Raw genomic sequence first — 12760 nt, 5'->3', positions numbered from 1 at the left:
GGTCAGCGGGGACCGGGCGCGGCGGCCGCGGCCCGGGCGATGTCGCGGATGAGGTCGAGGTCGACCTTCCGCGGGGAGGAGAACCTGAGGCAGGCCTTGCCCATGTCGTGGTCCGCGAGGCGGTCGGCGAAGGCGTCCCGCACGCCGGCGGGCAGGTAGAACGAGATGTACCGCTTCTGGGACGCGAAGGCCACGCCGTCGTCGCCGTCGCGCGTGAAGCCCGGCATGCCGTACGCCATGACCTCGGTGAACCCGGGCATCGCCGCCCGGCAGACATCCCTGATCGCGGTCATCACCTCCCGGCGCTCCTCCGGGAGCTCCGCCAGGTACTCGTCCACGGTCGCCGCCTCGCTCTGCACCATCCCCGAAACGTAGCGCCGATGCCGCTCCCGAGCGATGAGTTTCGGCCCGCCGCCTCGTCTCAACTGGTGCAATCGCCTTATCAAGGCAGCCCAGCCCGACTCGGAAGGACGAACCGCCATGCAGAAGATCGTCACCAACATCTGGTACAAGGACAACACCGCCGAAGAGGCCGTCGAGTGGTACACGACCCTCTTCGACGACGCCAAGGTCACCGGCACCATCCCGTACATCGAGGACGCGCACGGGACCGTCGGGAACGCGATGGTCGTGAACTTCGACCTCGCCGGGCAGTCGTTCACCGCCATCAACGGCGACGACTCCGCCAAGCACGACCACGCCATGTCCCTGCTCATCAACTGCGACTCCCAGGACGAGGTCGACCGCCTCTGGGACGCGTTCCTCGCCAACGGCGGCAGCGAGATCCAGTGCGGCTGGATCGCCGACAAGTGGGGCGTCAACTGGCAGGTCTGGCCCACCGAGGCCGACCGGTACGTGGGCGGCCCCGACAAGGAGTCCGCCGTCAGGGCCGTCAAGGCCATGTACGCGATGAAGAAGATCGACCTCCAGGCGCTCAAGACCGCCTACGAAGGCGAATAGCGCCCGCACCCGGGCACGCCCGGTCCCCCGCGCGGGGGACCGGGGCCCCGCCGCGGAGGGAAGCCGCAGGCGCCGCCGCCTGCGAGGCTGAAGACATGAACCGCCGCTGGCACAATGGCCCCATGCGCCTCCTCGCCCCGCTCTGGTCCCGGGCCACCTACCGCGGCTGGGTCTGGATCATCCTCGGCGGCGCGCTCATGATGCCGTTCATGATGGTCGGCGCCATCGGCCGCAACGCGATCAACCCCGACAACGGCTTCAACGGCATCATCGAACCCGCCGTCTTCGCCGCCGTCCTCCCGCTGGTCGCCGCCGCCTCCCTGCTCCTGCCCGACCGCGAAGTCGAGCGCACGGCCGCCCGCCGACTCCTCGGCGCCGAGTTCGCCTCGCCCGCCGACGACGACTCCTGGAACTCCCGCTGGCGCACCGGCTGCTGGTTCACCCTCCACGCCGCGATCGGCGGCGTCCTCAGCGGCGCCACGCTCGCCCTCGTCCCGTACGCCTGCTACCTGCTCTACTACGGCGCCCGCGCCACCTTCACCGGCCATGACGCCACCCCCGACTTCTTCATCGGGGACATCGCCGAACTGGGCCTGCTCACCGGCCCGCTGTTCCTGGCGGCCCTCATCGCGCTCATCGCGGCCACCACCGCCGGCATGCGGGCCCTCGCGCCCCGCCTCCTCGGCCAGGGCGCGAACGACCGCCTCGCCGCCTCCCGCGCCGAGGCCGCCCGCCTGGCCGCCCGCAACCGCATCGCCCGCGAACTCCACGACTCCGTCGGCCACGCCCTGTCCGTGGTCGTCGTCCAGTCCGAGGCCGCCTCGCGGCTCATCGCGCACGACCCCGCCTTCGCCTCCCAGGCCATGGCCGCCGTCGGCGAGACCGCCCGCGGCGCGCTGGCCGAACTCGACGCCGTGATCGGGGCCCTGCGCGAGGACCGCGACGACGCGCGCGCCCCGCAACGGGACCTCGGCGACCTCGCGACCCTCACCGCCGAGTCCGGTGTCGCCGTCGACCTGCGCGTCACCGGCGACCCCGAGACCCTGGGCCGCCTGGCCTCCCGCGAGATCTACCGGATCGTCCAGGAAGCGCTGACGAACGTGCTGCGCCACGCCGACGAGCCGCGCGCCGCCGTGACCGTGGATGTCGGCGCCGCCGAAGCCTTCGTCACCGTGGCCAGCCCGGCCGCGCGCCGACCGCGCGGGCGCCCCGGCGGCCGGGGCCTCATCGGCATGGCCGAGCGCGCCGCCGTCCTCGGCGGCACGGCCGCAGCCGACTGGCACGCGGGCGAATGGACCGTCCGCGCCGCCGTACCGATCGAGACGAAGGGCCGGGAATGACCGCACCACTGCGCATCGCGCTGATCGACGACGAGGCGCTGATCCGCACCGGATTCGCCGCGATCATCGGAGCCGAACCGGACCTGGAGGTCGTCGCGCAGGGCGCCGACGGGATCGACGCCCTCACCATCGCCCGCTCCGGCAAGGCCGACGTGCTCCTCATGGACGTCCGCATGCCCACCGTGGACGGCATCCAGGCGACCGAGCGGATCGTCGCCGAGCTCGACGCGCCCCCGAAGATCCTCGTCGTCACCACCTTCGACAACGACGACTACGTGTGGCAGGCCCTGCGCGCCGGAGCGGACGGGTTCCTGCTCAAGCGCACCCGCGTCGAAGACCTCCTCGCGGCCGTCAGGCTCGTCGCCCGCACGGACGCGCTCCTGTTCCCCGAAGCGGTGCGCCGCCTCGCCGCCGCGGCCCCGACCCGCAAGGCCCCCAAAGGCATCGCCGACCTCAGCGAGCGCGAACGCGAAGTCCTCGTGCTCGCCGCCAAGGGGCTCTCCAACCAGGAGATCGCCGCGAAGCTCTTCCTCGGCCGCGAGACCGTCAAGACCCACCTCAGCGGCGTCTACGCCAAACTCGGCGTCCGCGACCGCACCCAGGCCGTGATCGCCGCCTACGAAGGCGGACTCGTCTGAGCGGCCCCGACCCCCGCGCCGACCCCCGGCACCCCGCCGCACGCCGTATGGCGTAGCGCTCAGCGCTCACCGAAACCCAAGCGCCGCAACATATTCCACCTCGCGGGTCCGACCAGAGCGGTCGGGCCCGCTGTAGGTTCTCATAACACTTGGCCAACTGAGTTGCGCTGAACTGCGGTTTCAGGTCCTAGTCTCACGAATCTTGGGGCTGGTTGTCTCACCGACTTGTCGATTTCCTATGAAGTGTGAGTGAGGAAGAGCCGGATCGGTCGCCGAACTGATGCGGCCGTGGCGCATCGCGAAGTTGTCAGAGGGAGGTGCCATCATCAGTCCTATGAGCATCACTCAGAGTCAAATGCAACATCTGGCGTATGTCCGATATCTGCATCTACTGGCCATCGACCAGGCCAAACTGCCCGAGCCGATGTGCTCGACGAGCATCCTGCTGCTGCATGACGCGGCAGAGTCGTTCCTCATGCTTGCCGCGGGCCATTTCAATCTGCCTGATTCCGGTGAGTTCCTTGGGTACTGGAAAGTCCTGAAGCCTCATCTCAGCGGCCAGACTCTTCCCATGGAACCGCGCATGAAGATCATGAACACGGTTCGTAAGGAGTTGAAACATCGTGGCGTCCAGCCGAGCCGGCGCTCGATCGAGGACGCATTGGCAGACACCGCGACCTTGCTGGCATCCGGCGTTCAGATGGTGTTCGACATCGACTACAGCTCAATTTCGATGGTGAGCCTGATCAGCCAGGACCTGCCCCGGCAACTAGCCGGTGAGGCGGAAGCAGCCGCAGTCGGCGGCGACATTGTGGCCGGGATGAAGCGGCTTCGCGAGGCATTCGACCAGCTATTCGCCGTGCATCTCCCGGTTTCTGTGGGTCTCCGGAGATCAGACTTCTCGTTCGGGCCGATGCTGAGGGACATCGGCCACTTCTCCCGGACTGGAACCGACCTGGACGAGGCCGTGAAGAGACTTGTCGAGGCCGTTCGCCCGATCCAGGAAGGCATGCGCCTAGTGTCGCTGGGCCTCGACCGCTCGGAATTCCTGCGGTTCGATCGACTCACCCCGCAATACTCGAGCAACTACCAGGGCGGCATTCAGTGGACCGCTCCGCGCGGGTATGCCCCGGACCAGGAGGCGTTCGACTTCTGCATGCAGTTCGTGGTGATGGCGGCGCTGCGGCTCGCGGCCGCCGAAGCGCGAGCGGCCGACCCCGCATGGATGGAACGCGACTACTCCGGCCGCTTCGAGACGCAGGACCTTGGCGAGGAACCGGCCGTCGAGAACCGCTATGCGGCGCCGACCGACGAGATCAGTTTCTGACGGACCGTCCAACATTGACAGCCTAACTCTAACTAGTTAGAGTTAGGCGTATGGAGAAGACTCCGTTCAAGGTCACCCCGGCAACCCTCGACGTCCTCGAGGTCCTGCTGTCCGGTGACGACGAGCTGTATAGCCTCAAGATCGCCAAGGCCATCAAACGGCCCGCCGGCAGCGTCACTCCGATCCTCATGCGGCTGGAGCGATGCGAGTGGGTCACCAGCCGCTGGGAGGACGATGGTGGTGAGCGGCGCGGACCGCGGCGACGGTTCTATGAGATCGATCCGAACCACCTCGCTGCCGCTCGCGACCTGGTCGCCTCGCGCAGACGTGCCACCAATCCTGGCTTCGGCCTGGGTCAGCCCGGCCTGGCGGGAGCATGACAGGGATGGAGTTCTGGATCGTCCTAATCGTGGTGCCACTGCTTCTCTCCGAGTTCACTGAACTCGCGCCTTGGCTGGCCAAGAAGCTCATTCGCGGCTCGGCCCTCCTCCTTCGCGATGAAATCGCGACCGAACGGTTCGCGGAGGAATGGGCGGCCGAGCTCGAAACCAAGCCCGGCAAACTCGTCAAACTGGGCTATGCCCTCTTTCGTCTCCTCTTGCTTCCGCTCACCTTCATCGAGGTCCGCATCGATGCCAAGGAACACCGCGCAGCGACGGTCGCCTCGCCTGCAACGTTCGTCAAGATCTCGGGAGCCGGCTTGGTGAAGGAGCTCGAGAAAGCAGGCATGACAACAGGATTGATCGATATCAAGTTTCACCCAGAACTTGGCTATACCGCCTTCCAAGGTGAGAACGGCTCCGTCGTGGCGGTCACCGAAGTCCCTTGGTCTGACGATCTTCCCAGCAAAGCCGAGCTCATCCCCGATGGTGCCAGCGGTGGGTGGGCCATGAGGCCCTGCTGGGAGATGCTCACCGACGAGCAGCGGCAATCTCTGCGCGAATTGGCGCGGGAAAACGACGCAGAATCCGCCTGACCTGATGGGATCTAGCATGGAGTTCTTGGTGCCGCTCGGTCTGATGGTGATGGCGGGTGCGTTGACCCTGCAAGGGCTGAGCCAGCTCTCTCCTTGGCTGCCTCGACGGGTTGTCCGATGGACCGCTCGCAGGCTTCGCGATGAGGAGGCCATCGAACGCTATTCCGAAGAGTGGGAGGCCGAGCTTGACTCAATCCCGAGCAGCCACTCTCAAGTCTGGTTCGCTTTCGGACGAGTGTTGTCGCTGTCCTTGATGCTCCGGGAGCAGCGGATGGTGAGGGTAACTCGCGATGGCTTCTCCGGGAGGAAGCGCTCAGGAGGTTTCAGTGCGGACGAGTTCCTCGAAGTGACGGAGCAATACTGGGGCAGGCTCAAGGCATACGGCATTGATCACTTCGTGGTCATCGACCATGGCGAACACATTTTGGTCCGTCTCACTGATGGCCGTGTCGAGACCGTTATGGAACCGAAAGCGCTAGAAGCGCTTCTCATTGATCTCCGCAACTATGCGCTTCGCAACGGCTTGGAACAATCCCAGGCTGAGCGCTAGCTTAACTGGTTCGAGGAGCTTCTGGAGGTGACTGTCGCGTTCGAGTTGTCCTCCCTTTAATTGCCGTCCGGGTCTCATTGAGCGCGATGTAGGTAATGACGACCCAGCCTGCGCTGTCGCGCTCGTCGGCGCGACCAGGGTTGCAGGCGTTCCGGGAGACGTGGAGGACGCGGTCCCATCTCGGATCCCAGGGCGCGATCGCCTCCGCAGAGTGCTCGCGGCAGGCCGGGATCTCCTCCGCCGCAACATGTCGGCAGGCGCGGACGATCTCTATTTGGAGCGAGCGGATCAGCGCGTTCTTCTTCGCCCTCAGGTCGATCTTGTCGCCGACCCGAAGTTCAGCTGCCCAGGGAAACTTCCGCAACGAGACGATCGCTTGGGTTTTGTCGCCGCGCAGGCTCCGAGAGACACTGCGCGGGGACATCGGCATCCAACGGCGCGGCTGTTTCGGCTCGGCGGCAGAATCGGGATTGGATGATCGGGGCTCGGCAGTGCGATGGTCGGCCATCACTGGATGTTATGAGAGCCGGGGCTCGCCTGGCCGCAGGGACACATCCAGACGACCGGCATCTTCGCTTCGAGTGGGATGAGATCGCTGCTGCCGCTGGCGTTGTCCACTGCGAATCCGGAGGCCAGTCGCAACCCCGTGTTTGAACTGCACCACCGGCGTCATTCTTCAGCTAAGACGGCTCCCCAAGGAGGGGGTCCCCGAGGAACACCAGGAAGTTTTTCCCGAACGGGGTGGTAGCGGCCTGCCATGCTCCGTTTTCGGTCATCATTCCGCCGAGCGGTGCCCCGACGAGGCCCGCGCGTTCGAGCGCGGCATAGAACTTCGCTGTTACTTCTCCTCCTGCTGTTGCGAGGTGGGGCATGGCGGCTTCGATGAGCTGTGTCCTGTTAGAGCTGAAGGCGAAGGTCGGGCGCTGCAAATCTGGATGCGCTTCGAACCACCCTGGCGGGTCGTTCAACAGGACCAGCAGATGCAGGTGGGTAACGGTGAGTTCGTCGATGATGCCGAAATACACCTGTTGCAGGTCGGCGTCGGGCGCCGATGGCATCGCGGCGTTCAGGACCGCGTTCCTCAACAGGTGGATCTTCTCCTCCTTTGAGGTTCGGTCTACGATGCGAGTCGCGGCTACCACGGCGTCCATGAACGCGTCATTGTCTGCCAGCTGTTCCGGCTCAAAGGCATCGAGTCTTTCTCCGAGTTCTTCCACGATCTGGGCGAGGTCTCGGAACCAGGCGTCGCGGCGCTTATTGAGCCGGTGACTCAAGGCCATGGTGAGAGCCGAAGCGGTGGAGCCTCCGACGACGGGGACGGCGTTGAGGATGATCTCAAGCCCACCCTTCGTGTACTCCTGCCAAGGCTTCTCTTCCGGATACTCATCGACCATCTCAACATCATCGCGCGCCGGTCCGACACATCGCATGTCGATCGAGCAACCAGGCGTGTCGGAGGTCCTGCGTACGCTCGGGACATGCGTCGACAGCAGCACATTGAGCAGTCCGGTCCACTCGCGGGGCACGTCAGGCAAGGGCGGCGGTTCCTCTCGACCCTGGTTGCGACTGGCGTCTTTGAAGTAGGCGATTGGGTCCGAGACGATCTTCCCGATCTCCTGTGGCCCATCCTCGTCCTGTCCGATCGCGGCAACGAAGCCGCTCGCGACTTCGTAAGGTGGCAGAAGGCGACTCAGAATGATCTCGCCGAAGCAGCGGAACCCGAGATGCTGGCGGAAGGCACGGACGGAAGGCTGACGAGCCTCGTTGGTCTGGCCGCTAAAGATCCAAAGGCGGCCACGCTTATCCGCGGCCGCGCGATTGAGTTCGGCCTGCTCCCACCAAGGGTGGTCAAAGTCCTCACGACCTTCCCGGACCGGCCGGCTCCATGGCTGGCCGAATCCGAAGAGACCTCCCCCGACCAGGACGACCTTGAATTGCTCGCGCAGGCGATAATCCAAGCGATTACGGACGGCCACCGCGAAGCGCTCATCAAGTGCCTCCCGATCTGGAGCGCCGTCCAAGCCGGCACCTTTCGAACTGACACGACCACGCGTGACCTGTTGGTGGACTATCCCATAGACCCAGCCACCCGTCCGCTCGCAGACTCATTCATCCGCGCCAGCTGGGGTGCCCGCAAAGCAGGGAAGACCACCGCAGACGCGTCCTGGATTGAACCGGTCACGTGGTGGGCCAGATCATTCTGGGACACCAACGGGACGACGACGCTGTGCGTGCGGAGCCGTGAACTTGAGCTGGAGGAGCAGGCCAGCCCCGCCGAGGGTGAGCAGGACGAGTCGGCAAGCACCGCGACCGAACATGCCGCCCGGCTACAGCAGATCGCGATGGAAATGGTGTCCAGCTACATCGAAGCGCTGGAGACCTCCCCGTCGCAGCTCTACGAACAGGAGCGCCAGGAAGTGCACGCCGGCACTGTCACCAGGGCCGGCCGCGACGTCATTGCCGCGCTCGGCGCTCCTGATCTGTGGTGCATCGAGCACGGCGCGCACATCGGGAGGATGCTCGTCGAGGTCCGGATCCGCCTGGCATGGATGGCACTTCAAGACCGGTCGATCTATCGCCGGTGCCAGGACTACGGTGCAGGGAAAGCGAAGCTCTACGGGCGGATCGTTCAGGAGCTCACCGGGGAAGGCGTGCAACAGCATACTGCTGAAGCCGCTGAGGAGTTCGCCCGACTGAGCCACAACCACAGCGTTCTCGACCACCGAGTCGTTGACACGAGCGACTCCTTCGCCGGCACGTCGCTGCGGCAGATGGCCACCGACACGGGCCTGTTGGACCTGTACCGGCAGGCGTACATGGTCTCCAGCGGCGTCACCCACACCGAATGGTGGTCAGTCGAAGCCCACTGCATGGAGCGGTGCCTCAACATCCTCCACCGTGGGCATCTGATCCCCAGTCTCCAACTGAACCCCGGAGGTCAAGTGTCGCTCGCCGAGGCATGGATCGACTCTCTGCGCGTCCTGATCCGCACCAGTTTCGAGATTCTTGAGACCGCCCCTGACGCTGTCGCAACGCGTTCGCATATTGATCCGAAACCTATTGATTGAGCATCGCGTGTGGTTGGCCTGCCGGACTGGTAGCGCCCGCTGTTCAAGTAGTCGGTATTCCAGGAGGCTGCCTGAGCTCTGGTCACTATGAGTGAACGGGACCCGTAGGTTTAGAACGAGTTTTTGACCGCTCTCCGGCCCCCAGCGCGGGCCAGTCGCCGCGTCTCGGCCGGACGGGTCAGAAATCGATCGTTTCCTGACGAGCTAATGTCGCTGAAACAACAGAATTTCGCCATATAATCAGATTTCACGTTCTATGCAGAACTCGCTAAGCCTGCTAGGCTCGCTTCCATGGTTAAAGATCCACTGATTCGCGATCTTGTCGCGATCCTGATGCCGCTGCCGGGCAAGCTGGCTGTGTTTGCCGATCCCACGTACTTTGAGGAGCACCAGAACACGCTCGACGCGACCTACGACGCCCGCGAGGAACTGGCCGGGCAGATGGAGGAGGCCCTCGAGGCTTCCGGCACCGACCCGCTGCTGGAGGCCATCACTGAGGCCAGCCACATCATCAATGCCCAAGAGGAGCAGCGTCAGCTGCTGTTCGCCTACGCCCGCGAGCATGTCCGCGGCCGCCCGTACTCGTTTGACGTGCTCGGCCGTGCCGCGGGCAAGCCCGCGTCGACCGTGCGCAGCTCCATCAAGCAGGCCGATATCGACGCCGTCGCCGAGCTCATCGGCCCGGCCCCGCGGGAGAAGACCCAGGAAAGCCCAGAGGAAGCCGCCATGGCGAACCTGCGCAGCCTGCTCGACGGTGTCGACCTCGAGACCCGGAAGAACCTGCTCGCCAACGACGGCGCGCACTTGCGGCCGCTCCTGGCCGGACTGCACGAAGAGGCCGTCGAGCGGGTCATCGCCCAGCTCCGACAGGGCTACACCGAGATGCGCCCGCGCCTCGGATCGGCCCTGGCGCGCAAGCTGGAAGCGAAGGAGCAGGCGTGAACAGGACCTGATCAAGCTCGCCGAGCCCGACGTCGAGGACGCTGGTCAAGCTCGGCCTCGGAGAAAACATGTCGTGCGCTCACGGCTCGGGAACCTACCCGCCCGCGCGCACCCACTGACCAGTGCCCTTGTTCGACAGGGCCTTAGCGTTGTTTTTTGCTGATTACTACCGGCAGGCCTGGTTGGTCTGGGTAACGATCTGAGGGTGGACATGCGCAGGTTCTCACCGTCTTAGCTGGAGACCTTGCGGAGGCGGGCGATGGCCCCGGTCAGGTCGGCATGAGCACAGCCGAGGCGGTGATGGTGATGGTGTTCAGGGTCTCGCGCGGATTGCGCTTGGCGAGCGGGCCCGATCCGAGAACGCGGCGACCTTGTCCGGCCACATGGTTGCGGACGGTCGGACCGGCGCGAAAAGCGTTTGCCGGGGTGATCGTTCGCTCCTATGCTCGCCCGATGGCAGACATCCCCCTCCTGTGGCTCATCGGCACGGCCGGTTCGGGCAAGACCTCGACCGCGTGGGCGCTCTACTCGCAGCTCGCCGATGAAGGCGTCAAGGTCGCGTTCGTCGACGGCGATCAGGTGGGGATGGCATATCCCGCCCGGCCCGGGGATCCGGACGAGGACCAGGTCAAGGCGCGGGGGCTCGGCGCGGTATGGCCGGGATTCCGTGCAGCTGGGGCGCAGTGCCTCATCGTGTCCGGCACGGTGGAGGACGCGGCGACGGTCGCGGACTACGCTGCGCAGGTTCCCGACACGGCGATGACGCTTGTCGAGCTCAGGGTCGGGTCCGAGGAGCTGCGGGACCGTTTGATCGGGCGCGGCGCGGAGTACCTGATCGAGCCGGCGCTCGCGCTTGCCGCTCAGCTTGAACGCGAGCCGCTCACCGACCACCTGGTCGACACCGGCGGCAGGAGCGTCGAGGACGTGGTGAAGCTGGTCCGCGGACGCCTCGGCGACTGGCCTGGTGCCACCTCGGGCAGTGTCGAGGTGTTCGACGCTCCGGCCCCGGTCGAGAGCGACCGGTTGCCGATGGCGTGGATCTGCGGAGCCACGGGTGTGGGGAAGTCCACGGTGGCCTTCGGGGTCTTCATGCGGCTCCTGGGATCCGGTGTCAAGGCGTCGTACGTCGACCTCGCGCAGATCGGCTGGTTCCGGCCCGCCGCCGAGGACGACCCGGACGGCCACCGCCTCAAAGCCCGCAACCTCGCGGCGCTATGGCAGACCCACCGCGACGCCGGTTCGGAGTACCTGGTGGTGTCCGGCACTGGAGGAGGAGCGGCGACAGCGCGAAACTACCTGGACGCGGTACCCGACTGCGAGCCGGCGGTCGTACGCCTCGACGCCCGGCCCGAGGTTCTTGCCGACCGGATCCGGCTGCGGGGCCAGGGTGTCGGCGTCGAGCTTCCAGGCGATGACTTGCGCGGCCTGCCCGAGGCCGACCTCGAACGCCGCATCGAGGCGGCCAAGGAGGAAGCCGCCCAGCTCGATAGGGACCGCATCGGCGATTTCCAGTTGGACACCAGCGACCGAACCGCGGACGAGCTCGCCGACGCCATCATGGACCTGATCAAGCACCGACCCTGACCACAGACTCCGAAATGCGCCCGCGAACTCGGTACTGCCGCCGAGCGGCGGTTGCGATCTGCAGCGAAGCTCGGAGCCAAGGCTGGATATTGATCCGAGGTTATTGATCCGAAACTTATTGGTTGAAGGTTGGGTTCGATCGTTGGACTCGGTCGGCCCAATCTGCAGCATCGGCGGCGAGCTTGGGGAGCACGGAGGGCGTCTTGTAGTCCTCGAATCGGTCGATTGGCACCCAGCGGCAGTCAACGATTTCGTCCTCGGCGACGGTGAATTGTCCGGAGCCGCGCGTGGCACCCGGATGGGCAACGCGGGCGACGTAGACGAAGTCGATGTGATGGTGAGGGCCAATGTGTTTGTCTTCGGTAGCTACCTCGATGATGCGCCATGGCGGGATGAGGGCCGTGACGTCGGCGTAGGAGGGAAGGGATTCCGCGATGATCTCCACCTCGATTCCGGTCTCCTCGAACACTTCGCGTTTGGCGGCCTCGTCCGGAGCCTCGTTGGGATCGATGTGGCCACCTGGGTAGAGCCAAAGGTCGAGTTTCCGGTGGTGGACGAGCAGCATCGCGCCTTCGTCATTGAAGACGCAGACGGAAGCGGTGAAGTGTCGCTGTAGGGTCACGGTCGTTCCTTCACGATGCGGCCGACGGATTCCGGGAGGAATTTGCTCCACCGTAGTACCTCACAGTCGAACTCGATGGTTGAGCTGACGTACTTCGTATGCGGCGCTTGGAAGTAGCTGAGCACACGGGTCGGGAGCTTCTGAACGCGGTGGAAGAACGCCCGGACTGATCGCTCCATCTGGGCCCGGTCGGTGATGACCTGGTCGGCGAGCGTGTGCTTCAGATCGGCGTTGACCAGCTCGTCGGGGTTGAGGTGCGGGGCGAAGGCGGGCAAGAAATGCAGATCGATCCGGTCGTTCCGATCGGCGACCCATTCCCGGACCTTCTTGGCGCGGTGTGGTGCTTCGAGCCGGGCTTACCGCGGTCAACCGGCGAGGGCCTACCCCCGAGCCCCCTTTCTTGGCCATCACATGGCTGGCGTTGACGCAAACTCGGGACCAGTCCACCTCGCCGGCGGCATGCAGGCGCGCCAGGAGCAGCCGGTCGAGCGCTTCGAAAACCCCGGCCCGGCACCACCGCTCCAACCGCCGCCAGCAGGTCATACCCGAACCGAACCCGAGCTTCTGCGGCAAGTGCTCCCACCCGATCCCCGCATACAGCACGAACAGGACGCCCTGGAGACACAGCCCCGGTCAGGAATCGGCTTCGGCCCACGCCGCCCAGGCGGCCACCCGAGAAACAGCGGCTCGATCAGCGCCCACAGCCGATCATCAACGATCCACGGTTTGCTCACCCGCCAAGAGAACCAATAA

The 12760-nt window shown here is 65.5% G+C and carries 15 protein-coding genes and 1 pseudogene; 10 read left to right on the top strand and 6 right to left on the bottom strand.

From position 1 onward, the window contains the following. Positions 1-2: 2 nt before the first annotated feature. Complete coding sequence (locus QWI33_RS05810) at positions 3-362, bottom strand: iron chaperone (protein WP_289955826.1); 360 nt, start codon at positions 360-362, stop codon at positions 3-5. A 118-nt stretch (positions 363-480) separates the two neighbouring features. Here QWI33_RS05810 and QWI33_RS05805 point away from each other — a divergent pair, with 118 nt between their 5' ends. The 7 genes from QWI33_RS05805 to QWI33_RS05775 all read left to right on the top strand — a co-directional run bounded on the left by QWI33_RS05805 (position 481) and on the right by QWI33_RS05775 (position 5791). Then, the gene (locus QWI33_RS05805) at positions 481-960 is read left to right on the top strand and encodes a VOC family protein (RefSeq protein WP_289955824.1); all 480 of its coding nucleotides are present in this window, start codon (positions 481-483) and stop codon (positions 958-960) included. 95 nt (positions 961-1055) lie between these two features. Next, the gene (locus QWI33_RS05800; protein ID WP_289955822.1) at positions 1056-2300 is read left to right on the top strand and encodes a sensor histidine kinase; all 1245 of its coding nucleotides are present in this window, start codon (positions 1056-1058) and stop codon (positions 2298-2300) included. After that, the gene (locus QWI33_RS05795; protein WP_289955821.1) at positions 2297-2938 is read left to right on the top strand and encodes a response regulator; all 642 of its coding nucleotides are present in this window, start codon (positions 2297-2299) and stop codon (positions 2936-2938) included. The genes QWI33_RS05800 and QWI33_RS05795 overlap by 4 nt, the downstream gene beginning before the upstream one ends. A 334-nt stretch (positions 2939-3272) precedes the next feature. Then, on the top strand, positions 3273-4265 hold the full coding sequence (locus tag QWI33_RS05790) for a hypothetical protein (protein WP_289955819.1): 993 nt from the start codon (positions 3273-3275) through the stop codon (positions 4263-4265). 50 nt (positions 4266-4315) lie between these two features. Further along, entirely contained in the window at positions 4316-4645 is a 330-nt protein-coding gene (locus tag QWI33_RS05785; protein ID WP_289955816.1) for a helix-turn-helix transcriptional regulator, read from the top strand. Between the two features lie 5 nt (positions 4646-4650). After that, positions 4651-5241: a hypothetical protein gene (locus QWI33_RS05780; protein ID WP_289955814.1), complete on the top strand. Its 591-nt coding sequence runs from the start codon at positions 4651-4653 to the stop codon at positions 5239-5241. A 16-nt stretch (positions 5242-5257) separates the two neighbouring features. Then, the gene (locus tag QWI33_RS05775) at positions 5258-5791 is read left to right on the top strand and encodes a hypothetical protein (protein ID WP_289955812.1); all 534 of its coding nucleotides are present in this window, start codon (positions 5258-5260) and stop codon (positions 5789-5791) included. Position 5792: 1 nt separating this feature from the next. Here QWI33_RS05775 and QWI33_RS05770 read toward each other — a convergent pair whose 3' ends face one another. Together QWI33_RS05770 and QWI33_RS05765 are read right to left on the bottom strand one after the other, a co-directional pair. Continuing rightward, positions 5793-6299 (bottom strand): hypothetical protein, encoded by a 507-nt coding sequence (locus QWI33_RS05770; RefSeq protein ID WP_289955810.1) that lies wholly within the window; start codon positions 6297-6299, stop codon positions 5793-5795. A gap of 172 nt (positions 6300-6471) precedes the next feature. Further along, the gene (locus QWI33_RS05765) at positions 6472-7185 is read right to left on the bottom strand and encodes a hypothetical protein (RefSeq protein ID WP_289955806.1); all 714 of its coding nucleotides are present in this window, start codon (positions 7183-7185) and stop codon (positions 6472-6474) included. 84 nt (positions 7186-7269) lie between these two features. On the opposite strand from QWI33_RS05765, the gene QWI33_RS05760 reads away from it, so the two are divergent. From QWI33_RS05760 to QWI33_RS05750, 3 genes are all read left to right on the top strand, one after another. Further along, positions 7270-8859, top strand: a complete 1590-nt coding sequence (locus QWI33_RS05760; protein ID WP_289955804.1) for a DUF5677 domain-containing protein — start codon at positions 7270-7272, stop codon at positions 8857-8859. 291 nt (positions 8860-9150) lie between these two features. Beyond that, entirely contained in the window at positions 9151-9801 is a 651-nt protein-coding gene (locus QWI33_RS05755; RefSeq protein ID WP_289955803.1) for a hypothetical protein, read from the top strand. A 279-nt stretch (positions 9802-10080) separates the two neighbouring features. Next, a complete protein-coding gene (locus QWI33_RS05750) occupies positions 10081-11385 on the top strand; it encodes an adenylyl-sulfate kinase (RefSeq protein WP_289955801.1) in 1305 nt (434 codons plus the stop codon). Positions 11386-11500: 115 nt separating this feature from the next. Here the strand turns inward: QWI33_RS05750 and QWI33_RS05745 are convergent, their stop codons facing one another. The 3 genes and pseudogenes from QWI33_RS05745 to QWI33_RS29570 all read right to left on the bottom strand — a co-directional run. After that, a complete protein-coding gene (locus tag QWI33_RS05745) occupies positions 11501-12007 on the bottom strand; it encodes an NUDIX hydrolase (RefSeq protein WP_289955799.1) in 507 nt (168 codons plus the stop codon). Then, positions 12004-12291, bottom strand: a complete 288-nt coding sequence (locus QWI33_RS05740; RefSeq protein ID WP_353895418.1) for a hypothetical protein — start codon at positions 12289-12291, stop codon at positions 12004-12006. The genes QWI33_RS05745 and QWI33_RS05740 overlap by 4 nt, the downstream gene beginning before the upstream one ends. A 5-nt stretch (positions 12292-12296) precedes the next feature. Then, positions 12297-12741, bottom strand: a pseudogene (locus tag QWI33_RS29570) (transposase); the annotation flags it as partial. Between the last annotated feature and the right edge of the window lie 19 nt (positions 12742-12760).

This window comes from Glycomyces tritici, assembly GCF_030403505.1.
This window is presented reverse-complemented; position numbering and strand designations above follow the sequence as displayed.